The sequence below is a fragment of the Streptomyces sp. NPDC060031 genome (assembly GCF_042736805.1).
Lineage (GTDB): Bacteria > Actinomycetota > Actinomycetes > Streptomycetales > Streptomycetaceae > Streptomyces.
On record NZ_JBHWVM010000064.1, the window covers coordinates 13,232 to 36,209 of the forward strand.

Below are 22,978 nucleotides of genomic sequence, written 5' to 3' on the forward strand. Positions count from 1 at the left end.
CCGGTGGGTCCTCCCCATGGGACCTGTGCGGGCGTCGGCCCGCAACCGCACCGCGGACCGTCGGGAGGGTGGGGCGAGGCGGGGACAGCGGGGTTCCGGCCTCGCGGTACTGAAGCCGGCCTCACGGATGTATGGGGCATGACACGTCACCCTTCCGGCCCTGATCAGCGGGGCCGGAAGGGCGAGGACGGGACGGGATCGCAGGACGGGACGGGAGCAGAAGCCGGGACGGGATCAGAGGCCGGCGGCCGCGCTCTTGATCGCCGCGGCGAAGGTGGAGACCTCGGTGTAGACGCCGGGGTAGCCGGCCCGGGCGCAGCCCTCGCCCCAGCTGACTATGCCGACCTGGACCCAGGCGTTCGCGTTGTCGCGGCGGAACATCGGGCCGCCGGAGTCGCCCTGGCAGGTGTCGACTCCGCCCTGGTCGAAGCCGGCGCAGATCTCCTCTGCGGGCACGAGGGAGCTGCCGTACGCGCTCTGGCAGGCGGCGTCGGAGACGAAGGGGACGGTGGCCTTGAGCAGGTAGCGCTGCTGGCCGCCTCCTTCGCGGGCGGCGCCCCAGCCGGCGACGGTGAAGGTTCCGTTGTCGTAGGCCTTGGTGTCGGCGATCTTGAGGGTGGGCAGGTTGATGGGCTTGGCGAGCTTGATCAGCGCCCAGTCCTTGCCGCTGCCGTTGTAGCCGGGGGCCTGGAGGACCTTGGTGGACTTGACCTTGATGGCGCTGGAGCTGTTGAGGTCGACGACTCCGGCGGTTGCGGTGATGGAGGTGTTGTTGCCGGAGCCGTTCACGCAGTGGGCGGCGGTGAGGACGATCTGCTGGGTGTAGAGGGCGCCGCCGCAGCCCATGGAGAGCCTGACCATGAAGGGGAACTCGCCCTGGGCGGCGCGGGTGCCGCCGACGACGGGTGCGGTGGATGCGGTGGCGGAGCCGGGCTGGAGGCTGACGGCCGCGAGGGCGACCGCGCCGACGGCGAGGGTGTGCTTGAAGAATCGGGCAAGGGTGGTCACAGTCGACACGCTGCCTTTCGTGGGGGGTGGGGCCGTGCGCGCCATCGGGTGAATGACGTGTCCATGTCACAACGGCCACGCGAAGGACAACAAGAACGCGTTTTCGGACAACTCCGGTCACGGGTACCAGGGTTTGCCGCGAGGGAGCCCGCATGACGGACAACGGCAGGCACAACAGCCCGGTGCGGCACGGATTTCCGCATCTGGAAACCGTGCGCGCCTCGATCAACGCACTGTTCCGGCGGCTGTCCCACGAGGGGATACGCGCCTACGAGACCCCCTTCTCCCCCGCCGACGCGGCCTTCGAGGACACCGAGGACCTCCACCTCGGGGCCCACCGGGTGGCTTCCGCGATGGTCCGCGCGCTCCACCTCCCCGACGCGCGCGTGGTGGTCACCTTCCGGCCGATGGCGGAGGCGGCGACCGTGGAACTGGCCGCCGGGCCCGAGTACTTCGTCGAGGTCAACGACCGCTTCCGCACCCACCGCCGGGATCTGGCCGCCGCCCTCGCCCACGAGGTCACGCACGTCCTGCTGCACCGGCTGGATCTCTGCTTGCCCACCACCGCGGCCAACGAGATCCTCACCGACACCGCCGCCGCCTACCTCGGCGTCGGATGGCTGCTGCTCGACGCCTACCGCGAGGACGCGCTCACCCACCAGAAGCTCGGCTACCTCACCCCGGAGGAGTTCGGCTACGTCCTCGCCAGGCGCGGAAGCCTCCTCGGCGAGGACCTGTCCACCTGGTTCACCAGCCCGCAGGCGTACGAGGCCTACGTGCGCGGCCGCGCACGGGCCGCCCGGGACCTGCGCCGCGCCCCGCTGGCCGCGGCGGGCCGCGCCGAGCGCCTGCGCTACGCGATGGACCGCCGGGCCGGGGCCGTCCCGGGGCGCGGAGCGGCGTACCGCTTCGAGGGGCGGGGCGCGGACCTGCGGGTGACCTTCCCCTGCCCGGTGTGCGGGCAGCGGCTGCGGCTGCCGGTGCGCGGGCCGGTGCGGGCGCGGTGCGGGCTGTGCCACACGGTCCTGGAGTGCGATACATAGCGGGACCAGTGGCCGGAATCCCTCGATGAACGGCTGATTGAAGCCGCGTTGATCACCCGTGTATCCGCTCTAGAGCCGCCCGACCGAAGATGGTGTCCGACCACTTGCTCCACACCCGCAACGGGAGATCCACCGTGAACCGTTCGACCCGTCCCGGCGCCGTCCGCGCCTGTCTGTCCCTGGCCCTCGCCGCCGGGGTCTCGGCACTCGCCCTCGCCGCCGGCCCTGCCGCCGTCACCGCCGAGGGACCGAGAGACGGATCGGCCGGACCCGTCCTGGCCGACGGCGGCACGCCGGGCCCGGTCACGACCAACGAGCACACCAACTCCCACGACCCCAACGAGTGGAACAGCAAGGAGTGACTGCGCCCTCAGATCATCCGCCCGTGGGCGAGCCGGTCTGCCAGCCTGCTCGCCTCCGCGGCGTCCGGCAGTCCCATCGCCTCGAAGACGGCCCGCGCCTCCTCGGCACGGGCCAGCGCCCCCGCCGTGTCCCCGAGCTCCGCGAGGACCTCGGCGAGCACCAGGAGGGCACTGCCCTGGTCGCGCCTGGCACCGCGCTCCTCGCACATGGCCAGCGCCCGCCGTGCCTGGGCACGGGCCTCCTGCGCGCGTCCGAGAGCCCTGAGCGTGTCCGCGAGCCGGAACCTGGCCCTGGCCTCCTGGCCGCGCGTCCCGCTCGCCTCGCACACGGCCAGGCACTCCTCGTAGGCGCCGCACGCCTCCTCATACCGGCCCAAGTGGTGCAGGGCGAGTCCCTTCAGCGACAGCGCGTACGCGGTGCCGGACACATCGCCCAGCTTCCTCAGCTCACCGACCGCGCCCTCGCAGGCCGCCAGCGCTTCCGGCGCCCGGCCGCCGCAGACGCGCGCGAGGGCCGCGTTGAGGACCGCCGTCAGCTCACCGGACCGCTGCCCCAGCTCCCGGGCGATGACCAGGGCCTGGTCGTAGTAGGCGCCCGCGTCTTCGTACCGGTGCTGGAACTGGGCTGTGAGTCCCCGGTCGTTGAGGGTCTGGAACAGGATGACCTGGTCGTCGGCCCGTCGGCACGCCGCCGCCGAGGCAGCCGCATGTTCTGCGGCCTCGGCGAGGCGGCCGCCCTGCAGCGCCGCGTTGCCGCACACGAACAGCGCCCGGCCCGCCACCCGGTCGTCACCGCGCAGCACGGCGGTGGCAGCCGCTTCCCGTGCGGCCACTGCCAGTTGGTCGTACGGTATGTCCTTGCCGAACGGGCTGAGCGCGACGAGCAGGTCGGCGGCCGCACGCAGGGACCTGCTGTCCCCGGCGGGCTCCTGGGCGACCGAGTGCACCACGTGGGCGATGCACTCGGCCTCTTCGGCCACCCATCGGCGCGCCGCATCCAGGTCCGCGAAGACGATGCCCGGCGACATGGCGGGTTGCAGGATCACATCGGCCGGGTCCCCCGGCACCATCTGCTGGAAGGCCGCACGCCCGCCCGCGAGCAGGTGGTCGAGGAGGGCCGCCAGCGCCTGGGGGACGGAGTCCGGGCACTGCAGGTCGAGCGCGAACGACCGGACCAGCGCGTGGTAGCGATAGCGGCCCGGCAGGGGGCACTCGAGGAGTGCCGCGTCCGTCAGCGCGTCCAGGATCTCCTCGGTTTCGGACTCGTCCAGGCCCAGCGCGGCCGCCGCGGCCACCAGTCCGATGCCGTTCCGGGCCAGCGGTGCCAGCAGGCAGAACACCCGCGCCTGTGCCGGGGGGAGCTGCTGATAGCTGAGCGAGAACGCGGCGGACACGGCGAGGCTGCCGGCCCGCAGCTCCCCGATGCGGCGCCGCTCGTCGGTCAGGCGCTCGGTCATCGCCGCCACGCGCCAGCGCGGCCGGGCGGCGAGCCGGGAGGCGACGATCCTCACCGCCAGCGGCAGGTGGCCGCAGGCCGATGCGAGGGCCGCGACCGCCTCCGGTTCGTCGGCCACCCGCTCCGGGCCGATGATCCGCGCCAGGAGCACGGACGCCTCGTCGCCGTCGAAGGTGTCGAGCGTGACCCGGACGGTGGTCGGCAGTCCGGTCGGCTGGGTCCGGCTCGTGACGATCACCGCGCAGCCGGCCGATCCCGGGAGCAGCGGGGTGAGCTGGTCGAGGTCCCGTACGTTGTCCAGGAACAACAGCACACGGCGGCCGTCGAGCAGCGTGCGGAAGAGCGCGGCCCGGTCGTCGGTGCTCACGGGCAGTGTGTTGCCGGGGACGCCGAGGGCGGTGAGCAGGGTGGCGAGGAGCGCACCCGGGGCGACCGGTTCCAGTTCGCCGCCGCGCAGGTCGGCGTAGAGCTGCCCGTCCGGGTACAGGTGCTTGGTGCGGTGGGCGGCCCGCAGCGCGAGAGTGGTCTTGCCGACGCCTCCCATGCCGGTGATGCAGAGCACCGGCAGCACGTCGCGCGGCTCGGCGGCCAGCACGGTGCACAGTCGCTCGAGCTCGCCGGCGCGCCCGGTGAAGTCCGCGGTGTCCGCGGGGAGCTGCTTGGGTGCGGCGTGCGGTCCCGGCGGGGCGGGCGCGGTGGCGGGCTCTTGGAGAGTGGTGCTCTCCACCGGGGCGCGCAGCGTGGTCTCCATCGGGCCGCGCAGCGCGGCCTCCGGGTCGCCCGCCAGGATCGTCTCTTGGAGCGCGTGCAGTTCGGGGCTGGGGTCCACGCCTAGTTCCTCGGCGAGGACCTGCCGGGCGCGCGCGAACACCGCGAGGGCGTCCGCCTGTCGCCCGGTGCGGTACAGGGCCCGCATCAGGAATCCGTACGGCCGCTCGCGCAGCGGGTGTTCCTTCGTGAAGGCGTTGAGGTCCGGTATGAGCAGGTTTTCCCTGCCGCACTGCAGGTCGCACCCGAAGCGCTCTTCGAGGAGGGCCAGGTGCAGTTCGGTCAGGCGCTCGCGCTGCTGCGCGGCGAAGGGGCCCGGCACGCCGGCCAGCGGCTCGCCCTGCCACAGGTCGATGGCCTGCGTCAGCATGTTCCAGCAGTCCTGGTGCCGCTCCTCGGCCCGTGCGGTCCTGACGCGTGCGGCGAGCTGTTCGGCCCGGTGTATGTCGACGTGCTCCGGTGGCACGTGGAGGCGGTAGCCGTCGTGCAGCGACACCAGGGTGGTGGGTGCGGACCGGTCCGTCTCGAGTGCCTGGCGCAGCCGCCAGGCGTACGTCCGCAGGTTCGCCAGCGCCGAGTTGGGGGCGTCCTCACCCCAGATCGCGGCGATCAGTTCGTGGGCTGCGGCACCCCGGCCGGAGCGCAGCAGCAAGGCACCGAGCAGGGCCTGCTGCTGGGGGGAGTGCGGGCCTATGAGGGCGCCGTCCCGGGTGACCCTGACCTCGCCGAGGAGAGCAAACCGCAGCCCGTCTTCCATGATCCCCCACACCTGTGCTCCGCGGTCCCGCGCAGAAACATCGCGGAAAGCCTCAGATGGGGATGGGGGTGACCCGCGATGGTCGAATCGGTCGACAGCACACTAACCGATCGACAGAGTCCGGCAAAAAGGCCAGTTCACCCCAGAAGTCCAGGTCACGCCTCTGCTGTGGACGTGTGGCCGGTTGCCGCCCCTCCCCGGCCCTCGGCCGGAAAGATCGACTGGAGTGCAGGACATGACAGGATCGGAACCGTGGAGGAACTGATGTACGACGCCGTGCTCTGCGACCTCGACGGCGTGCTCCGGGTCTGGGACCCGGATGCGATGCCCGCGCTCGACCGTGTCCACGGGCTGCCCGAGGGCACTCTGGCGGCTGCGGCGTTCGCCCCGGTACGACTGCTTCCGGCCATTACCGGAGAGATCAGTGACGAGCAGTGGCGGGCCGGGGTCGCGCGGCACCTCGCCGTCGCCTGCGGGTCCTCGCGGCGGGCGGCCGAGATGGTCGCCGAGTGGTCGCGGTCCGCGGGGCGTCCCGATCCGGAGGTGGTGCGGCTCCTGGCCGCCGTGCGCCATCGGGTCCCCGTCGTCCTGATCTCGAACGCCACCACGCGGTTGGAAGCCGACCTCGACCGGCTCGGCCTGGCCGACACGGTGGACGCGGTGGTGAACACGGCCCGGATCGGCATCGCGAAACCCGACCCCCGAGTCCTGCTGCTCGCCGCGGAACGCGCGGGCGCCGCACCCCACCGGTGCCTGTTCGTCGACGACACCCCCGAGAACGTCGCGGCCGCCCGGGAGCTCGGCATGGCGGCGCACCATTACCGCAGCCCGGAGGGGTTGCGCACCGTGCTCACGCCCCTGCTGGGAGCCGAACCGGCAGCCGGGTGAGGGTGTCGGCCAGCAGCGCGGCCTGTGCCCGGATCTCCGGTACGGCCGTCGTCTCCCACAGCTCACCGCGACGTGGTGAGCCCAGCGTCCACAGGGGCGCCGGCGTCGCGCTGTCCGCCGGGACCAGTCGTCCGTCCTCGGCGGTCGCAAGGCCGAGGCCGTGGCGGCCCGGGCGGGCGAGTCCGGTGGCGAGCAGGGAGCGGATCAGCGGATCGGTCGCCCGCCGATAGTCCGTGCCCGCTCCGGTGCAGTCGACGACCGCTGCCACCTTCAGTTCGCGCCCGTCCGAGAGCCTGACCCGCAGTGCGTCGGGCCCGTCGGCCGCCTGCTCCACCGTGGCCCGGCCCACGGCCACCCGGCCGGCGCCCACGGCTTCGTCGAGCGCGGCCGCGCTGGCCGGGGCGAGGCGATGCCGGTGCACCTCCCAGAGCCTGAGGTCCTCGGCGAGGAAGCGTTCCCTGTCCGGCGCCGGCAGCTCGCGCCACAGTTGCGCAGTGACGCTCCGCAGGCCGTCGATGCCGGGGCGCCAGTCGCCCTGACTGCGGCGGACGGCCGATACGTGGCGGAGCATCGAGCGCCGCAGTGCGGTGAGGCCCCGCCGCGGTTCCATCGGCGGGGGTGCCACGGGCGCCGTGGGCCGGTCGGATTGCCTGTGGGGCAGCAGGCCGTGGCGGGACACCGCGTGGACGACCCGTCCGGACCGGGCCAGGGTGAGGGCGACGTCGACCATCGTCAGCCCCGTGCCCACCAGCAGGACGTCACCGTCGGCCGGGACACCGGACAGCGCGCCTGCCGCCCACGGATCGCGGATGTACCGGGACGAGTCGCGCAGCTCCGGCGGGGCCCAGCCCGGCCGGGGCGGGAGGTTGCCCAGCGCCAGTACGGCGGCGTCGGCTTCGAGGACCGCCCCCGACCCCAGTCCGATACGGACCCCGTCGTTGTCCCCGGCGACGCTGACGGCCCGGTCCCGTACCCGATTCAGCCGTCCGTTCCCGGCCTGCGCCGCAGCGAGGGCCAGGGTCTCGTCCAGGTACTGCCCGTACGGGCCGCGCGCCGCGTACGCGTCCGGCTGCGGCGCGCCGCCCTGCCGCGCGGCGAGCCATTCGGCGAAGTGGTGCGGGTCGCCGGGGTGGGCGCTCATCCGGCCCGAGGGGACGTTGAGGCGGTGGCGGGGATCGTCGGTGGCATAGGCCACTCCACGACCGGTCGCCTCGGCGTCGTCGACGAGCCGCAGGTCCAGGCCGGCGCCGCCCAGGTGCCGGGCCCGCTCCAGCAGACGGATCGCGACCAGGGTGCCGGACGCGCCCGCGCCGACGATGGCAATGCGGTGGGGAGCGGTCATGGGTCAGACCTTGACTGTCATGCCGGCGGTGAGGGTGGCACCGTCCGCGGGGTCGATGAGGATGAAGGAGCCGGTGCCGCGCTGGTCGGCGTACGCATCGACGGCGATCGGCTCGGCGGTACGGATCCGCAGCCGGCCCAGGTCGTTGGCCGCGAGGAACCCGGGTGAGGGTTCCGCGGAGAGGTCCGACAGGTCCAGCCGGGAGGAGATGTCGGTGACGACCGCCCGGACGGTCCGGGTGGTGTGCCGGAGCAGGACCCGGTCACCGGCGCGCAGCGGGCGCTCGTCGAGGTGGCAGACGGTGGCCTCGATGTCCCGGGTGACCCGGGGGGCGTCGGCGACGGGGGCGATCAGGTCGCCCCGGGAGACGTCCAGGTCGTCGGTGAGGCGGACGGTCACCGACTGCGGGGCCCGCACCTCCCGGGCATCGACGCCCAGGACGTCGAGGGCGGCGACCGTGCTGGTGCGCCCCGAGGGCAGGACGGTCACCGCGTCGCCCACGCGCAGGGCGCCCGCGGTGAGCCGACCGGCGTAGCCGCGGTCGTCGCGGACGTCGCCGTGCCGGGGCCGGATCACGTACTGGACCGGGAGGCGGGTGCTCTCCTCGCCGCTCCCGCCACCGATCGCGACGGTGTCCAGGTGCTCCAGCAGGCTCGGTCCGGCGTACCAGTCCATGCGGGAGGAGGGCTCGACCACGTTGTCGCCGGTGACCGCGCAGACGGGGACGGCCGTGGTCCGGGAGATGCCGAGTGCGGATGCGCAGGAGGAGAACTCCGCGGCGATCCGTGTGAAGACGGGCTCGGCGTAATCGACCAGATCCATCTTGTTGACCGCGAGGACGACGTGCTCGACACGCAGGACGGCGGCGACGGCGGTGTGGCGGCGCGTCTGCTCGACCACGCCGTTGCGGGCGTCGACCAGTACGACGACCGCGTCGGCGGTGGACGCGCCGGTGACCATGTTGCGGGTGTACTGCGCGTGGCCGGGGGTGTCGGCCAGGACGAAGCTCCTGCGCGGCGTGGCGAAGTAGCGGTAGGCCACGTCGATGGTGATGCCCTGCTCGCGTTCGGCCCGCAGGCCGTCGGTGAGCAGCGCCAGGTCCGGTGCGTCCTGGCCGCGTCGGCGCGAGGCGTCCGCCACGGCCTCGTACTGGTCCGCCGGGACCGCCTTGGAGTCGTGGAGGAGACGGCCGACCAGAGTGGACTTGCCGTCGTCGACGGACCCGGCGATGGCGATCCGCAGGTGGTTCGGTGTCATGCTCAGAAGTACCCTTCGCGCTTGCGGTCTTCCATCGCCGCTTCGGAGAGCCGGTCGTCGGTCCTGGTCGCGCCGCGCTCGGTGAGGCGGCTGGCGGCGATCTCGGTGATGACGTCGGCGTCGGTGGCGGCGCGGGATTCGATCGCACCGGTGCAGGACATGTCTCCCACCGTGCGGTAGCGGACCCGTCGGCGCTGGACGGTCTCGTGCGCCTTGGGGCCGCCCCACTCTCCGGCGGTCAGCCACACGCCGTCACGGGCGAAGACCTCGCGCTCGTGCGCGTAGTAGATCTCGGGCAGTGCGATGCCCTCCCGGCGGATGTACTGCCAGACGTCCAGTTCCGTCCAGTTGGAGAGCGGGAAGACCCTGACGTGTTCGCCGGGCAGGTGACGGCCGTTGTACAGCGTCCACAGCTCGGGGCGCTGGCGGCGCGGGTCCCAGGCGCCGAACTCGTCGCGCAGGGAGAAGACGCGCTCCTTGGCGCGGGCCTTCTCCTCGTCGCGGCGGCCGCCGCCGAGGACCGCGTCGAACCCGTGGGCCGTGATGGCGTCCAGCAGCGGGACCGTCTGGAGGGGATTGCGCGTGCCGTCCGGGCGCTCGCGCAGCCGGCCGTCGTCGATGAAGTCCTGGACGCGGGCGATGTGCAGCAGCAGCCCGTGCTCGGCGACGACGCGGTCGCGGTGGGCGATGACCTCGGGGAAGTTGTGTCCGGTGTCCACGTGCAGCAGCGAGAACGGTACCGGCGCGGGCGTGAACGCCTTGAGCGCCAGGTGCAGCATGACGATGGAGTCCTTGCCACCGGAGAACAGGATCACCGGCCGTTCGAACTCCCCCGCCACTTCGCGCAGGATGTGTGCCGACTCCGCCTCCAGCACGTCCAGATGGCTGAGGTGGCGCACGTCAGCCGGCCACCGGGACGGCCTCGTACAGCCGCCAGTCGGGATCGAACTGGTCCACGCGCAGCGTGCGTCCCGCCGCGTCCGCGTGCACCACCCTGGAGTTGGCGCCGTCCACCAGGAGCCAGCGCTCTCCGTCGAACCAGGCGTCCTGCAGCCAGGTCGTCTCGGCATCGACCCGGCTCACCACCTCGGCCTGCAGCTCGGGCCCGAGCCGGACCACCAGGGCCTGGCCGCGTCCGGTGTCGGCGAGGGTGAGGTGACGGTCGTCGAGCCGGCGCACCGCATGCGGTCGGCGCAGGTCCTCCAGGAGGGGTACGGCCTTGCCCGTGCTGCGGTCGATGCACATCAGGGCGCCCTGGTGGAAGAAGGTGGCGAGCACCCGGTCCTCGTCCAGCGGGAGCACGGAATTGACGTGCGTGGTGTGCAGCTTGGTGTCGTAGTTCAGACCCCGGTGGTCCGCGCCGCGGTCCAGCTCGCGCGGCGTGCCGATGGCGCTGTCCGGGTATCCGTTCTCGGTCGCCCACCACTGCCAGCTCGGTTCCGCGTCCGGATCGGTGACCTCCGCCAGCATGTCCACGCCGGTGGAGGCGACGACGAAGCCGCCGCCCTCCGTCCGGCGCATCGAGTGCAGGTAGTTGCACCAAGGGGCGGTCAGATACGGCGTGGAGCCGGTGAGTTCGAGGTCCAGGCTGCTGATGCCCCAGGGGCAGGCTGCCAGCAGCCGTCCGTCGAGCGGCAGCAGTCCTTCCACGCCCCACAGCGGGATCGACTTCGCGATCTCCCCGTCCTCGCCGACCAGCGCCACCAGGCCGCCGGGGAAGTCGGTGTCGGCCTGGTCGACGCCGAGCTGCTTGACGGTCGGCTGCTGGGCGCGGCGTTCCGGGTCCCGCCAGCGGCTGCGCCGGGCAGCCATGTCGGTGTGGCTGACGCTGAGGTAGTACTGCATCACGTCTCCGTGGGTTCGTTGAGTACGGCGGTGCGGACCAGCCGTGTGGCGGCGGCGAGCGAGGAGAGGTCCTGGTGCAGCCGGTGGACCGGCAGCTCCAGCAACGCGTCGAGGGCGGCTCGGCGCAGTTCCTTGCCGTCGTCGGCGTACCAGCCCTGGAGGAAGGGGTCGTAGTGCGAGGCCGCGGTCTCCACGTGGGGGCTCAGCAGTTCCCGTGCCTCGTCCCGAGTGATCCGCTCCAGCCTCGGCCCGCCCGTGGCCGGGCCGAACCGGGGCAGCACGAGCGCGGTCAGCGGCGCCCGCGGGGCGAGTGCGAAGCCCAGCTCGGCGGCGAGTTCGGCTGGGTAGGACCACACGCTGCGCGGCAGTCCGCCTTCTGCGGAGCGGTGTTCGCCGTCCCAGCCGTTGGTCGGGTGGCTCGCGGCCAGGACCTGTTCGGTGATGCCCGGGCGCACGGATTCCAGCGAGGCCAGGGTGTCGGTCCGTACGTTGACGCTGCGCGGCCAGCCGTGTCCGGTCGGGCCGCGGTCCGTCAGCTCGACGGTGAGGTCGTCGTTGGAGACGAAGGAGGCGCCGCCGACCAGGAGCGCCGAGAGGATCGACGAGGTCTTCCCGGCCCGTTTCGCACCCAGGAAGGCGGTTCCCCGGCCGTCGAAGGTCACCATCCCGCCATGGAGGACGAGCTGTCCGGCGGTGAACGCCTGCCAGCGCAGCAGGTTGCGGATCGTGCGCAGCGCCTGCAGGGTCCGCCACGCCCCGGCCGGTCCGCAGACGGTCACCGCGCGCCGCTCGTGGTCGATGTACAGCACCCTGTCCGGTTCGAACCGCGAGGGGAAGACGAGGCGCTCCCACTGCGCGCCCGCGGGAGGCTCGTCGGTGATCGCGACCAGCGGGTGGGCGTCGGTCGGCCCGGACGGGGCGGGTGACACGGTCAGGAATCCCTGGAAGGAGGCGGTGAGTCCGGCCAGTGCCTCCGGGTCCCCGGTCACCAGCACCCCGTCGGCCGCGGCGAGGCGAACGAGCATCATCGGACCGCGGACCGGTCAGCGGGCAGCAGCCCCGAGTCGGTGAGCAGGCGCGCGGCCAGGTCCTGCGGAGTACCGGCGGCAAGGTCGCCGCGCAGTCCGTCCAGGAGTCCGGCGAACACAGCCAGTGCCCTCTCGCCGCGCTCCCCCGGGGCACACAGGTCGTAGGCGTGGGCCCGCCACCGCGGGTCCTCGGTCAGCCGGTTGGCCAACGCCTTGGCCAGGACGGAAGTCCAGTACGGCCCCTTGACCACGAAGTTGACCTGGAGGCACTCGCCCTGGGCCTCGGTCTCGTGCCACCAGCCTCGGGGCAGGAAGACCAGTCCGCCCGCCTCGACGTCGACGGTGAGCGCGTCCTCCGGCAGCCGGTCCGGGAACGGCAGCCGGTCGGCGAGGGCGAGCTGGTCCTCCTCGCGCTGGCGCCGGTTGCCCGGGAGGCAGACCCCGGTCTGGTTCCTGATGTGCTCGTTGGGTGCCAGCCGCCACCGCTTGTGCCCGCGCAGCAGCAGGGCGAAGTTCACGTCGTGGTCGCTGTGCATGGACACACCGCTGTTGTCGGCGGAGCAGAAGACCTCGCAGGTCACCGACTCCGCCGGCATCCCCAGGTCGGCCGCCACGGCCTCGGCCATGGCGCGCAGCTGCGGTATGTGCTCCTCCACGCGGCGCAGGTAGCAGGTGAAGCCCGCGGCGAGCAGCGGGGCCGCGGTGGGGCCGTCGGGCACGCGTGCGCTGACCCCGTCGGTGCGCAGCAGCGAAACAGTGGAGCCGTACGCGGCCAGGACGGCGGCGTTCGATGCCAGGGCCGGGACGGCTGCCAGCTCGGCCAGCCGCTCCGGGTCGCCCGCGGTGGTGTACGGCCGCGCCGGCCAGTGCCCGTCGAGGAACTCGGCGGCGGTCAGCGGGGCGACCAGGGTCTCCAGGTCGAGTGTCATGCTGTCCTCTCTGCGGGGATGGGGGCGGCCAGACACCGGTCGCGCAGCCGGTCCGCCAGGTCGTCGATGGTCTGCCGGAAGACCGGGCTCACGGTCCACGGGCGCTGTTCGCCCAGCACCATGGGCAGCCGGAACGTCTCGGCCGGCCATTCGGGTCGCGCTCCGTCGGCATGGCCGTCGCTGTGCCGGTGGCACTGCGGGCACTGGCTGCCGGACATGTTCTCCACCACGCCCACGACGGGGGCTTGGTCGGAGAGGAAGGAGAGGAACCGGCGGGTGTCCGCGACGGCCAGCGGCTGCGGCGTCGTCACCACGACCGCCGCCGAGGGGGTCACCAGGTCGAGCAGGGCGGTGTGGATCTCGCCGCTGCCCGGGGGCAGGTCGACGACCAGGTAGTCCAGCGGCCCCCAGGCCACCTCGTTCAGCAGCTGCCAGAGGATGCCCCGCAGCAGCGGTCCTCGCCAGGTGAACGCCTTCTCGGCGGGGCCGAGCAGCCCGGTGGACATCACGCCCAGGCTTCCGGCCGGTACCGGCAGCATCATGCCGTCCACCACTTCGGGCCGGCCGGTGAGGCCGAGCAGGGTGGGCAGGCTGGGGCCGGACAGGTCGGCATCGAGGAGGCCGACGCGCGACTCCTGGGCCAGCCGTTCGGCGAGCGCGGCGGCGACGGTGGACTTGCCGACCCCGCCCTTTCCGCCGCCCACCAGGACGACCCGGGTGGACTCCGTCAGCTGGTCGGCCCTCATGCGCGTGCCTCTTCCTCGTCTTGCCCGCCCTGGAGCCAGAGCGAGAGCGGTGGGGCTTCCCGGAGCCATTGCCGCAGGTACCCCTCGTCACCGGCGCCCAGCTCCCCCTTGATCACCCCGAGGGCGGCGAGTTCCACGAACACCGTCCGCAGGACGGCGTCGGCGCACCGGAGCTCCGCCTCGGTGAAGGGGTCCGGGGTGGCCCGGCGGTAGCCGTCGATGAGGCGGGCGGCCCGTTCTTCCCGTATCTCGCAACGGAACGGCCGGGCGAAGGAGGTCGAGTCCTGTGCGTAGGCCAGGCCGCCGAAGGTCAGGACGGCCTCGGCGACGTCGCGCAGGCGGCTGCCCCGGTCGCAGTTGTCGAAATCGAGCACCGCCTTGACCTGTCCCTGTTCGGCGAAGAGCAGGTTCCACGGGTTGACGTCACCGTGGACGGCCGCCTGGGGCAGCTGCTCCCAGCCCGACCGGTGCAGCTCTTCGCGCGCGGACTTCAGTTCTGCGTCCAGCAGGTCGATCAGCGGCCGCACCGCCGGGCCGCCCGCGTCGTCGGCGAGTGCGAGGTGGTCGGCGACCAGGCCCGGGTAGTCCTCGCCGGGGGCCGCGTCCAGGCTCGGTGCGCAGGAGTGAAGCCGGGCCAATGCCTTTCCGGCACCGTGCAGTTGGGCGCCGGCGCCGGTGTAGCGAACGCCCTTCACGTGTTCGTACAGGACGAAGACGCCGCCGCGCAGGCTCAGTCGGCCCGCGCCGTCGAGCGTCGTACGGATCGCGGGCGCGAGTCCGGTGGTCCGGTGGACCGCCGTCTGGTAGGCGTGGCTGAAGTCGAGTTGGCGTTCGTCCTGTGCGTACCAGGGGATCTGCTTGAGGAACCAGCGCCGTCCCTCGTCTTCGATCATCGCCTTGCGGCTGGTCGCCGAGCGCACCTCCAGCAGCGTCGCGGTCTCCCCGTCCAGCAGGATCGGGTAGAACGCGTCGGCCGTGCGCAGCCCGTAGGCGCGGGCTATCTCGATCAGGTCGTGCTCGTCGAAGTTGAAGAAGCCCGCCGAACGGGGTTTGCGTGCTACTGGCATGCCGTCTCCTCGGAGGTGGTGCGGGAGGCGCGCAGGGCGGCCAGGTGCCGGTCCAGCAGTGACAGCAGCGGCCTGCGTCCTCCCCAGGGGCGCGCATCGGCCAGCGGCTCGGGGCTGAACCGCTCGACGAAGGCGAGAATGACGTACGCGTGGAAGGCCGCGTACCAGTGCAGTCGCCAGGCGGGCGCGCCCGAGAGCGCCACCAGGCGCCGCAGGCCCGGGCTGCCGTCCCAGTGCACCAGGGCCTCGCCGTAGCAGGCCGCCGGGTCGCCCGCCCAGAGCACCGGCACGTTGACGCAGTGCAGTCCGGCCGCCGTGACCAGGAAGTTGCGGTGGTTGACGTCGGCGGAGAGCAGGGTCGGCGTCGGGGCGGCGGCGTCCAGCGGCGCGCTGAGCCCCGTCAGCGCCTCGGCCACGGCGGCGTGGCGCAGCGCTGCCAGCCGGGGTGCCTTGCGGCGCTGGCGTTCCAGGTAGGTGTGGAGGAAGTCGCTCCAGGTGCGGTGCTCGGCGTGTCCGCGGGCATCGGCCTTGCCGAATCCGCTGGCCGGGCGGGCCGCCACCAGTCGCATCATGGTGTGCCATTGCCCGGCCCAAGCTTCCGCCGTGGCCGCCGGGGCGGTGGCCAGGACATCGGCCAGGCAGGGGCCTTCGAGGTACGCGGCCAAGGTCAGGGCGCTGCCGTCGGCCAGGCGGCGCAGGGCCAGCGGGCGCCGGAACGGGGCGTCCGGCGGGAGCGCCGTGAGCAGGGCCGTCTCGGCGTCCAGGTCGCTGGTGGGGTCGGTGAGGTGTTTGAGGACGTAGTCGCCCCCCGCGCCGGGAAGCCGCCAGAGCAGGCTGTTGGTGCGGGAGAGCAGGCTCGGCTCCCCCACCGGGCCGACCACCTCCCGTGCCCAGCCCAGCATGGCCGGCGTCGGCTGCGGGTTCGCCGGCGGGGTCACGGGGATACCGCCGCTTCCAGCAGGCACAGCTCGACGTCGTCCCGGGCGGTCAGCCGCGTGCGGACGCCGAGCGGGAGCGTGAGCATCGGGTCGGTGTGCCCGAACTCCAGGTCCGCCACGACCGGTCCCGGCGCCCCGGCCGCCCACCGGGCGAGCGTGCCGAGCAGTTCGGCGTGGTCCCAGCGTCCGTCGTGGGTCTGGGCGAACCGGCCGAAGCCGATGCCCGCGGCCCGCTCCACCAGCCCGGTGTCACCGAGCGTCCGCAGGTTGCGCAGCAGCCGGTCCCGGTCGGCGGTGTCGGACTCCTCCAGCAGTACGATCCGGCCCTCGTAGCGCGGGACGGGGCCACCGCGCCGTACCGTGCTGGCCAGGCAGGAGAGGTTCGCGGCGAGCAGCGGGCCCTCGGCCTCGCCGCGCACCAGCGCCTGCCGCGCTCCTGCGGCCAGCCGGGCGCGGCCCCGCTCGTCGGCGTGGTCCCACTCCAGGTACTCGATGACCACGTCGGCGCTGGTCGGCAACGGCCCCGCGGCCAGCGGCGCCGCCAGCACCTGCCGCAGCGCCGCGAGCCCGTACGGGTCGATGCCGCCCTGCTCGCCGAACTGCGGTAGTGCCGCGGGGCCGTAGCAGACCGTCATCCCGGTCTGTTCGTGCACCCAGAGCAGCACGGAGGTGAAGTCGCTGTAGCCGACGAGGAGGGTGGGGTGGGCACGGAACACCTCGGCGTCGAGGTACGGGATCAGCTCGTCGGCGCCCGACCCGCCGACCGTGGCGAACACCGCCCGCACCCGGTCGTCCGCGACCAGGTCCATCAGGTCCTCGGCCCGGTCCCGCGCGCTTCCGGCGCGGTCCCCCGTGTCGGCGCCGAGCGACCGGCCGAGCCGCACCTCGAACCCCGCCTCGCCCAGCGCCCGTACGGCCCGGCCCAGCCGCCGGGGGCAGCGGGACGCGAGCGGTCCGGAGGGCGAGACCAGGCCCACCGCATCACCGGGGCGCAGCGCCGGCGGGCGCCGCAGGGTGCTGGTCACAGCCACGAATACTGTCCCCGGAGGCGCGGCATGACGTGCAGGTCGCGGATGTCCCCGTGCTGGAGCACCCACAGCAGGAGCCGCTCGGTGCCGAGGCCGAAACCGGCCGTGCGCAGCGGGTGGCTCTCGCGCATCCGCACGTACCACTCGTACTCGGCCGGTGCGACACCGTGCTCGGCGAGCGCGGCCAGCACCTGCTCGCCGGTGCTGTGCCGCTCGCCGCAGCCGGCCACCTCGCCGACGCCCAGGAGCAGGTCGGCGCAGCGCGCGGTGCCGTCCGCGTCGCCCGCTTGGTAGAACGGCACGGCGAGGTGGTGCGGGCGGGTCAGCCAGACGACACCGCCGTAGTGCTTGATCAGCTGCTGCTCTCCGGCCCGGGTGATGGCCGGTACGCCCTCCACGACCTCGGTGAAGTACTCGTCGCCGAGCAGCTTGCGCGCCTGCTCGAAGGTGATCTGCGGGAAGGACTCCCGGGCGGCCAGCTCCTCCAGGTGGCGCAGCGTGCCCGCGGCACCGCGGACCGCGTCGCCGACCTTGCTCGCCAGCACGGCGCGGGCCAGCCGCAGCACGTACGCCTCGACGAGTCCCATCACGTCCGCCAGACCGCCGACGATCTCCGCCTCGGAGTGGAAGAACTGGTTCAGGTGGCTGCTGTCCGGGGTCTCGCCGCGGAAGGTCGGCATGACGTAGTAGGCGCCGGACAGCCCGTGGCGGAGCATGAACTCGAGCTGGAACTGCATGGAGTCGGCCAGGTAGGTCCGCTCGTCGAACAGGTCGACTTCGACCGGGAGGCTGTCGCTGCCCAGGCCCATCGGGCTGGACACCGAGCCGACCGTCACCGGCATCAGCACCGGGGCGATGCCGCGTTCGCGGTAGAAGTCGGCGGTCTCCTCGACCAGCAGCGCGTTCAGGTGGGTGATCAGCCGGTACCAGGGCGAGTCGATGGCCGAGAGGAAGTGGCGTTCGGCGTCGTCCCAGAGCCGGGGCGGTGCGATGCTGCGAGGCTGGGTGGCAAAGGTTTCGATCATCTCAGTCTCCGGTGTGACTAACGGGGCAGGGGGGCGGGTGTCAGGTCGAGCCGGTAGCCGTGGACGCTCTCGAACATCCGGGCCTGGTCCTCTTCGCCGAACACGGTGGTGAGCCCTGCGCCGTCCCAGACCAGCACCTTCGGCAGGGGGAAGGCCCAGCACTCGGCGAACACGGAGGTGTAGGCGCCGCAGTTGAGCACGGCCAGGCTGCGGCCGGACGGCCCGGTGGGCAGCGGCACCTCCCGGGCCAGCACCGAGGGCGCGCAGGTCCCGTCGGCCACGTGGTACGTCGCCCAGGGCTCCTGCGGCTCGGGCCAGGTCAGTGGAAGCGGCTCGTACCTGATGTCGGGCAGCGGGATCAGGATGTTGGAGCCGAGCTCGGAGATCCGCCATTGTGACTGGTCGCCCGGCTTCTGGCCGGTGACCCGGGTGAGGCCGATGGCGGCGTCCGCCACCAGGTAGCGGCCGGGTTCCAGGTACAGCTCGAAGTCGTAGTCGATGACCGCGAGTTCCTCGGCAGCCACCCGCGCGAAGTCCGGTGCGTCCAGGCCGCCGCGGTGCAGCAGGTGGCGGGTGTCGAGACCGCCGCCGATGTCGATCACCTCGAACCGCAGTCCGCGCAGCCGCTGCACCTCGGTCGCCACCTCGGCGATGCCGCGCAGGCAGGCGCGGTACCGGTCGAGGTCGTCGCCGTGGGTGAGCTGGTGCGCGTGGAGCGCCGTGACCTCCACGCCCGGCGCGGACAGGGCCCGGTCGAGCAGGTCGAGGAACCGGCCCCCGGCCCAGTCGGCGCCCACCTTGCCCCCGCGCCCGAGGAACCGCTCCACATCGACCTCGGGCGTGACCCGCAGACCGATCGGCACCACGGTCCCCTGCGCGGCGGCGGCCCGGGAGACCTCGTCCAGGTCCTCCGGATTGTCGACCACCACCAGGCCGGCGCCCGCGGAGACTTCGTCGGCGTGCCGCGCACTGCGGCCCACTCCATTCGCCACGACGCGGTCGGGTGCGCAGCCCAGCTGCTGGGCCAGCCGGAGTTCGAGGTGGGACATCACCTCCAGTCCCGCGCCGTCGGCGAGCAGTGCTTCGACCACCGGCCGCACGTAGCAGGACTTGAGGGCGAAGAAGATGCTGACGCGGCTGAAGTGGGCCTCGAACGCCTCCCGCATCGCCTTGAGGTTCGCGGTCGCCCGTCCGGTGAGGTAGAGCAGGACCGGGTGCTCCGAGCGTTCCAGGATCTCGGTGAGGTCCAGGCTCCCGTCCACCGTCAGGCGGCTGTCCGCGTACGACAGGTAGGGCAGGCCGTTGGTCAGCTCGGACTGCCGGGGCGGGCGGCCCATCAGAGGTAGAGCGCCGGCTCGTCGGCCGCCGGCACCACCCGCTGCACGAACAGCGTGTACGACAGGTACTTCATGTTCTCGTTGAAGGCCCGGAAGATCTCCAGGAGGCGCTCGTGGAGTGCTTCCTGGGCCTCCGGCGCCCAGTCGGCCGCGCTGCGCCGGACCATCGCCGCGCAGTAGGCGTCGACCTCGGCGTCCGAACGTGCTCCGGCCTCGGCGTCGTACCGGTAGTACGGCTGGAGCCGCTCGTGCGTGAACAGGTCGACCCAGTAGTCGCGGTCGTAGCGCGGCACCTCGACCTCGATCATCTCCGAGACCTTGGTCAGCACCTGCCGCGGGGGCTCCTTGGCGTAGTACAGCTCGACATCGGCGACCAGGCCGTACGGCTTGACCACGCGCAGCCACTCCTGGACGGCGTCCTGCCTGCCGTCGACGAAGGCGAGCGCACCGCCCGAGAGCACCACGTCGAAGGAGGCGTCGGCCAGGCCGCTGCGGCGCATGTCCCGGTTCTCGTGGCGCACCAGCCCGTCGAGGCCCTCCTTGGCCGCCCGCCGGTTGCCGGCGTCGGCCATGTCGGGGGAGATGTCGATGCCCAGGACCGAGGCGCCCGTGCGCCGGGCCACCTCCCGGCTGAGGAAGCCTGCGTTGCATCCGGCGTGCAGCACGTCGAGGCCGGGGCGCAGATGGGCCTCCTGGCAGATCCGGCGTACGGAGTCCAGGCCGCCGGGCGGCAGGTTGGCCTCCTCCAGCATGGCGAGCAGGGCGACGTAGGGCAGGGCACGGACCTCGTCCGCGCTGCGGGGGTTCAGGGTGATGGTCATGGTCGTTCTCCGATTCGATGAAGCAGGAAGATTCAGTCCGGCAGCTCGCCCACCGCGGCCAGTGCCCGGTGGTAGTCCTCCACCGCCACCCGTCCCCCACCGACCAGCAGGTGGTCGGAGACGGGCGTGCGCAGCAGCACGCAGCCGGCGGCGCGGTGGATCTCGGCCCGCTGCCAGTGGGGCCGGGAGCGGAACTGCAACGGGAAGGCGTAGACCGGCAGTCCGGCTGCCAGGCGGGCCTCGGTGTCGGCCGGTGCCGCGGCGGCGTCGTTGGCGGCTGCGGCGGTGCGCAGGGCCGTTTCGGCCGCCGCCGCCTCGGGCAGCCCGGCCCAGCTCGACTCACCGGGTGTCCCGGTCAGCTCGCGCGTCTTTTGCAGCAGTTCCCACAGCTCGGGGGCGAGGCGGAACTCCCGTGCGGCCGCTGCCAGGTCGGCCGCGGACGGTGCTGCGGCTCCGCCCATCAGCACCATGGTGTCCAGGGCGTCCTTGACGTTGAACGGGCGCTGGGTCCGCTCGTCGGCGAGCGCCAGCAGATCCGCCACGACCGGGTCGGCGGGCAGCGCGGCGCGCAGCGGGACCGTCGCGAAGTCGCCCGCGAAGGCGAAGGTGGTGAGGTCCACCTTCAGTTCGGGGTCGAGCACCGGGTCTTCGGCGGACCAGCGCGGGGTGGCGAGGATGTGTCGCTGCGGGCCGTCGATGACCGACACCGCCACCTCGGTCACCGGGTGGGTGGCCATGATCTGGGCGACGGCCCGCCACAGCGCCGGTTCGTCGGGCAGGACCAGGTCCAGGTCGCCCATGCCGCGCAGCAGCTCGTCCGGGTAGCGTTCCAGCAGCGACACTCCCTTGACGGCGCGGGCGCCGTGCGCGGTGGCGCAGTGCTCCGCGATCCGGCGGTAGGTGTCCACCCGGGCGGTGACCCGGCGCAGTTCGTCGGCCGAGCCGGTGCCGAGTTCGGTCCCCTCGGCCACGGCTGCGGAGAGCACCAGTGCCGGGAGCGAGGGCGAAAGCTCCCTGAACCGGCGCAGCAGTACCCGGAGCGGGGCGTCGGGGTCCACGTCCGTGATGCGGTAGAGCGTGGCGAGGTCGATGGCGGTCATCGGGCGTCCTTCGCGGGGTGCCGCCAGTACACCCACAGGGGCTGCCAGCCCCGGGCAGTGAGCGAGGCGATGATGCGCGGTCCGTGCTCCGGTGCTGCCTGCTGGTGCACCACGTGGCCCACCAGCGGCAGCCCGAGCCGGTCGGCCCGTTCGATCGCTGCCTGGGTGAGGCGGGCGGTGACAGCCCGTACGTCGTGCTCGGGGTCGACCAGGATGTCGATCAGTTCGAGGAAGCGCACGCCGGTGATGTCGTCGTGGGCTTCCTGGTCGAGCGTGGCGTGCCCGATCGGCCTGCCGTCCGCGCGCGCGATCAGCGACAGTCTGCCGGGCTGGCCGAGGATCAGCCCGGCCTGTTCCCGCACGGCGCCGTCCAGCGCGCGGGTGCCCGTCTGGTGGACCGACGCGTCGCTGATGGCCAGTTCCATCCAGCGCTGGACGAGCGGCTCGTCCGCGGCGGTGGCCGGGCTGATGCCGTCGTCTTCGGCGGTGGTGGTGTGGCCGGCGCCCTGCGGGACGGCGGTTGCGGCCGGTCCCGTCCGCACCAGGTACGTCAGCAGCGGCTGCCAGGGTGCGGGCAGCCGGGTGTCAGCCGGGGATCGCAGCACGACCTCCGCGCTCGGCGGGGCGGCGGCCGGCAGCCGGCCGGGGCCGGTCGGCGAGGTCAGCAGCCGGGGCTGGGCGTACTCGACGAAGTACCGGGCCGTGCGGGTGAGCGGGTCCGGAGCGTCCCCGGCGCAGAAGTCACCGTCGGGTGTGCGGGTGAGCACTCCCGACTCGTGGCAGGTGGCGAGGTAGTCGCAGGCGGGTCGGCCGAAGAGCAGCCGCTGCGCCTCGGCGGTGGCCGTGGCGGGGGTGTTCATGCGGCACCGCCACGGGAGCGCACCACCACGGTGAACTGCTCCAGCATCCGGGCGGCGGCCTTCGCCACGTCCTGTGCGTCGACGGCGCGCAGCGCCCGCTGTTCCTGGTCCATCGACCAGTCCAGCGATCCCGCACGTGTCCGGCTGGCGAGCTGGATGGCGTGGTCGGCGGGGCTTTCGCGGTCGATCAGGCCGTCCATGACGGCCTGCCGCCGGGCCACTTCCAGGTCCTGCTCGCCGGGGCCGTCCGTGCTCAGTTGCCGGAGCAGCTCGCGGATGATCTCCACCAGGGCCGGTCCGTTGCGGGACTCACCGCCCACCAGTACCCGCCAGGCTCCGCCTTCCAGGTAGCTGCGGGACCAGGACTGGAAGGCGTACGCGAGTCCCGCGTCGTTGCGCAGTCGCCGGAAGAGCAGCGAGGACGGGCTGCTGCCCATGAGGCAGGAGAGCACCTGGTAGGCGTACCGGTCCGGGGAGTCCAGGGCCGGAGCCCTGCCTCCGGCGCACAGCCAGCTGAAGCCGTCGCCCGACCAGTCGAGGTCCTCGTCCGAGCCGGGTGTCAGCGGGCCGGGGGACACGGGCTCGTCGGTCAGCGGCTGCGCCGCGTGAGGGGTGACGAGCACATCGGACGCCACCTCCAGCAGCGCTTCGGGGGCGAGCCCTCCGACGCTGATCAGGGCGAGGCGCCGGCGTACGAAGGACTGGGCGTGGGCCTCGCGGACGTCGTCGATCGTCAGCCGGTCGAGTTCGGCGGGCACTCCGCCGACCGGCCGGCCGAGCGGGTGGCCGGGGTAGAGCTGGGCGAGGAAGGCGTCCTGCACGAGGTCCGCGGGATCGTCTTGGGCCGCGGTCAGTTCCTGCCGTACCACGCGGCGTTCGGACTCCAGCAGTGCGTGGTCCATCTGCGGGTCGAGCAGTGCGGTGCACAGCAGTCGTGCCACGGCGGGCGCGTCGGCGTTCAGGACCCGGGCGTGGAAGACCATCCCGTCCACGGCGGTCAGCGCGTTGGACTGGCCGCCGAGGCGTTCGATGCTTTCGGTCAGCGAGTATCCCCCGGCGACCGGGCCGGTCATCAGCAGGTGTTCGAGCAGGTGGGCGATGCCGCCCTGGCCCTGCGGGTCGTTGCGCGAGCCGTACTGCACGGCCAGCGCGAGCGTGGTGGTCTCCAGGCTGCGGTCGGCGGCCGAGGCGAAGGCCGTCGCCTGCCGGGAGAGCCGGTAGATGTGCGGGTCGGTCACTGCTGCTCCCTTCGATGCGGGCGCGGTCTTCGGATGGCGGTGGGGGGGGGGGGGGGGCGCCCCCCCGCCCCCCCGGCGGGGGGGGGTTAAAAAAAAAAGACCCCCCCCACCACACAACAAAAGGGGTGGGGGGGT

Annotated in this window: 21 protein-coding genes; 3 read left to right on the top strand and 18 right to left on the bottom strand. The window is 72.9% G+C overall.

Going from position 1 to position 22,978, the window contains the following annotated elements:
* Positions 1–234 precede the first annotated feature (234 nt).
* Entirely contained in the window at positions 235–1,017 is a 783-nt protein-coding gene (locus ACFWB8_RS25315) for a serine protease (protein WP_385231353.1), read from the bottom strand.
* 143 nt (positions 1,018–1,160) lie between these two features.
* Between ACFWB8_RS25315 and ACFWB8_RS25320 the strand changes: the two genes are divergently transcribed.
* Complete coding sequence (locus tag ACFWB8_RS25320) at positions 1,161–2,051, top strand: hypothetical protein (protein ID WP_385231356.1); 891 nt, start codon at positions 1,161–1,163, stop codon at positions 2,049–2,051.
* A gap of 134 nt (positions 2,052–2,185) precedes the next feature.
* On the top strand, positions 2,186–2,413 hold the full coding sequence (locus ACFWB8_RS25325; RefSeq protein ID WP_385231359.1) for a hypothetical protein: 228 nt from the start codon (positions 2,186–2,188) through the stop codon (positions 2,411–2,413).
* 8 nt (positions 2,414–2,421) lie between these two features.
* Here ACFWB8_RS25325 and ACFWB8_RS25330 read toward each other — a convergent pair whose 3' ends face one another.
* Positions 2,422–5,394, bottom strand: a complete 2,973-nt coding sequence (locus ACFWB8_RS25330; RefSeq protein ID WP_385231362.1) for a BTAD domain-containing putative transcriptional regulator — start codon at positions 5,392–5,394, stop codon at positions 2,422–2,424.
* Between the two features lie 252 nt (positions 5,395–5,646).
* Between ACFWB8_RS25330 and ACFWB8_RS25335 the strand changes: the two genes are divergently transcribed.
* Positions 5,647–6,282 (top strand): HAD family hydrolase, encoded by a 636-nt coding sequence (locus ACFWB8_RS25335; RefSeq protein WP_385231366.1) that lies wholly within the window; start codon positions 5,647–5,649, stop codon positions 6,280–6,282.
* Here ACFWB8_RS25335 and ACFWB8_RS25340 read toward each other — a convergent pair.
* The 16 genes from ACFWB8_RS25340 to ACFWB8_RS25415 are packed head-to-tail and all read right to left on the bottom strand — an operon-like array spanning position 6,245 to position 22,843.
* Entirely contained in the window at positions 6,245–7,624 is a 1,380-nt protein-coding gene (locus ACFWB8_RS25340) for an FAD/NAD(P)-binding protein (protein WP_385231369.1), read from the bottom strand. The two genes, ACFWB8_RS25335 and ACFWB8_RS25340, sit on opposite strands and share 38 nt — an antisense overlap.
* A 3-nt stretch (positions 7,625–7,627) precedes the next feature.
* Complete coding sequence (locus tag ACFWB8_RS25345) at positions 7,628–8,881, bottom strand: sulfate adenylyltransferase subunit 1 (protein ID WP_385231372.1); 1,254 nt, start codon at positions 8,879–8,881, stop codon at positions 7,628–7,630.
* Positions 8,882–8,883: 2 nt separating this feature from the next.
* Positions 8,884–9,780, bottom strand: a complete 897-nt coding sequence (gene cysD / locus ACFWB8_RS25350; protein ID WP_385231375.1) for a sulfate adenylyltransferase subunit CysD — start codon at positions 9,778–9,780, stop codon at positions 8,884–8,886.
* 1 nt (position 9,781) lies between these two features.
* On the bottom strand, positions 9,782–10,726 hold the full coding sequence (locus ACFWB8_RS25355) for a hypothetical protein (protein ID WP_385231378.1): 945 nt from the start codon (positions 10,724–10,726) through the stop codon (positions 9,782–9,784).
* Positions 10,726–11,754 (bottom strand): hypothetical protein, encoded by a 1,029-nt coding sequence (locus ACFWB8_RS25360; protein ID WP_385231381.1) that lies wholly within the window; start codon positions 11,752–11,754, stop codon positions 10,726–10,728. The genes ACFWB8_RS25355 and ACFWB8_RS25360 overlap by 1 nt, the downstream gene beginning before the upstream one ends.
* Positions 11,751–12,683 carry a cupin-like domain-containing protein gene (locus tag ACFWB8_RS25365; protein ID WP_385231384.1) on the bottom strand — a complete coding sequence of 311 codons (933 nt, stop codon included), beginning with the start codon at positions 12,681–12,683 and terminating at the stop codon, positions 11,751–11,753. The genes ACFWB8_RS25360 and ACFWB8_RS25365 overlap by 4 nt, the downstream gene beginning before the upstream one ends.
* The gene (locus ACFWB8_RS25370) at positions 12,680–13,429 is read right to left on the bottom strand and encodes a P-loop NTPase (RefSeq protein WP_385231387.1); all 750 of its coding nucleotides are present in this window, start codon (positions 13,427–13,429) and stop codon (positions 12,680–12,682) included. The genes ACFWB8_RS25365 and ACFWB8_RS25370 overlap by 4 nt, the downstream gene beginning before the upstream one ends.
* On the bottom strand, positions 13,426–14,496 hold the full coding sequence (locus ACFWB8_RS25375) for a phosphotransferase (RefSeq protein ID WP_385231390.1): 1,071 nt from the start codon (positions 14,494–14,496) through the stop codon (positions 13,426–13,428). Before ACFWB8_RS25375 ends, ACFWB8_RS25370 begins: the two co-directional genes overlap by 4 nt.
* Positions 14,487–15,434, bottom strand: a complete 948-nt coding sequence (locus ACFWB8_RS25380; protein WP_385231393.1) for a hypothetical protein — start codon at positions 15,432–15,434, stop codon at positions 14,487–14,489. Before ACFWB8_RS25380 ends, ACFWB8_RS25375 begins: the two co-directional genes overlap by 10 nt.
* The gene (locus ACFWB8_RS25385; RefSeq protein ID WP_385231396.1) at positions 15,431–16,465 is read right to left on the bottom strand and encodes an LD-carboxypeptidase; all 1,035 of its coding nucleotides are present in this window, start codon (positions 16,463–16,465) and stop codon (positions 15,431–15,433) included. The genes ACFWB8_RS25380 and ACFWB8_RS25385 overlap by 4 nt, the downstream gene beginning before the upstream one ends.
* Entirely contained in the window at positions 16,456–17,487 is a 1,032-nt protein-coding gene (locus ACFWB8_RS25390; RefSeq protein ID WP_385231400.1) for an asparagine synthetase A, read from the bottom strand. Before ACFWB8_RS25390 ends, ACFWB8_RS25385 begins: the two co-directional genes overlap by 10 nt.
* A 17-nt stretch (positions 17,488–17,504) precedes the next feature.
* Entirely contained in the window at positions 17,505–18,824 is a 1,320-nt protein-coding gene (locus ACFWB8_RS25395) for a diaminopimelate decarboxylase family protein (protein ID WP_385231403.1), read from the bottom strand.
* A complete protein-coding gene (locus tag ACFWB8_RS25400; RefSeq protein ID WP_385231406.1) occupies positions 18,824–19,645 on the bottom strand; it encodes a class I SAM-dependent methyltransferase in 822 nt (273 codons plus the stop codon). Before ACFWB8_RS25400 ends, ACFWB8_RS25395 begins: the two co-directional genes overlap by 1 nt.
* 32 nt (positions 19,646–19,677) lie before the next feature.
* Complete coding sequence (locus tag ACFWB8_RS25405; RefSeq protein ID WP_385231409.1) at positions 19,678–20,745, bottom strand: hypothetical protein; 1,068 nt, start codon at positions 20,743–20,745, stop codon at positions 19,678–19,680.
* Positions 20,742–21,605 (bottom strand): GNAT family N-acetyltransferase, encoded by an 864-nt coding sequence (locus tag ACFWB8_RS25410; protein WP_385231412.1) that lies wholly within the window; start codon positions 21,603–21,605, stop codon positions 20,742–20,744. The genes ACFWB8_RS25405 and ACFWB8_RS25410 overlap by 4 nt, the downstream gene beginning before the upstream one ends.
* Positions 21,602–22,843, bottom strand: coding sequence for a M16 family metallopeptidase (locus ACFWB8_RS25415; protein ID WP_385231415.1), 1,242 nt, complete (start codon positions 22,841–22,843; stop codon positions 21,602–21,604). The genes ACFWB8_RS25410 and ACFWB8_RS25415 overlap by 4 nt, the downstream gene beginning before the upstream one ends.
* Positions 22,844–22,978: the final 135 nt, after the last annotated feature.

Excerpts from the sequence above, each read along its gene's own strand:
- ACFWB8_RS25320 (WP_385231356.1), top strand. The coding sequence starts at position 1,161 with ATGACGGACAACGGCAGGCACAACAGCCCGGTGCGGCACGGATTTCCG.
- ACFWB8_RS25330 (WP_385231362.1), bottom strand. The coding sequence starts at position 5,394 with ATGGAAGACGGGCTGCGGTTTGCTCTCCTCGGCGAGGTCAGGGTCACC.
- ACFWB8_RS25340 (WP_385231369.1), bottom strand. The coding sequence starts at position 7,624 with ATGACCGCTCCCCACCGCATTGCCATCGTCGGCGCGGGCGCGTCCGGC.
- ACFWB8_RS25345 (WP_385231372.1), bottom strand. The coding sequence starts at position 8,881 with ATGACACCGAACCACCTGCGGATCGCCATCGCCGGGTCCGTCGACGAC.
- ACFWB8_RS25355 (WP_385231378.1), bottom strand. The coding sequence starts at position 10,726 with ATGCAGTACTACCTCAGCGTCAGCCACACCGACATGGCTGCCCGGCGC.
- ACFWB8_RS25360 (WP_385231381.1), bottom strand. The coding sequence starts at position 11,754 with ATGATGCTCGTTCGCCTCGCCGCGGCCGACGGGGTGCTGGTGACCGGG.
- ACFWB8_RS25365 (WP_385231384.1), bottom strand. The coding sequence starts at position 12,683 with ATGACACTCGACCTGGAGACCCTGGTCGCCCCGCTGACCGCCGCCGAG.
- ACFWB8_RS25370 (WP_385231387.1), bottom strand. The coding sequence starts at position 13,429 with ATGAGGGCCGACCAGCTGACGGAGTCCACCCGGGTCGTCCTGGTGGGC.
- ACFWB8_RS25375 (WP_385231390.1), bottom strand. The coding sequence starts at position 14,496 with ATGCCAGTAGCACGCAAACCCCGTTCGGCGGGCTTCTTCAACTTCGAC.
- ACFWB8_RS25390 (WP_385231400.1), bottom strand. The coding sequence starts at position 17,487 with ATGATCGAAACCTTTGCCACCCAGCCTCGCAGCATCGCACCGCCCCGG.
- ACFWB8_RS25395 (WP_385231403.1), bottom strand. The coding sequence starts at position 18,824 with ATGGGCCGCCCGCCCCGGCAGTCCGAGCTGACCAACGGCCTGCCCTAC.
- ACFWB8_RS25400 (WP_385231406.1), bottom strand. The coding sequence starts at position 19,645 with ATGACCATCACCCTGAACCCCCGCAGCGCGGACGAGGTCCGTGCCCTG.
- ACFWB8_RS25405 (WP_385231409.1), bottom strand. The coding sequence starts at position 20,745 with ATGACCGCCATCGACCTCGCCACGCTCTACCGCATCACGGACGTGGAC.
- ACFWB8_RS25410 (WP_385231412.1), bottom strand. The coding sequence starts at position 21,605 with ATGAACACCCCCGCCACGGCCACCGCCGAGGCGCAGCGGCTGCTCTTC.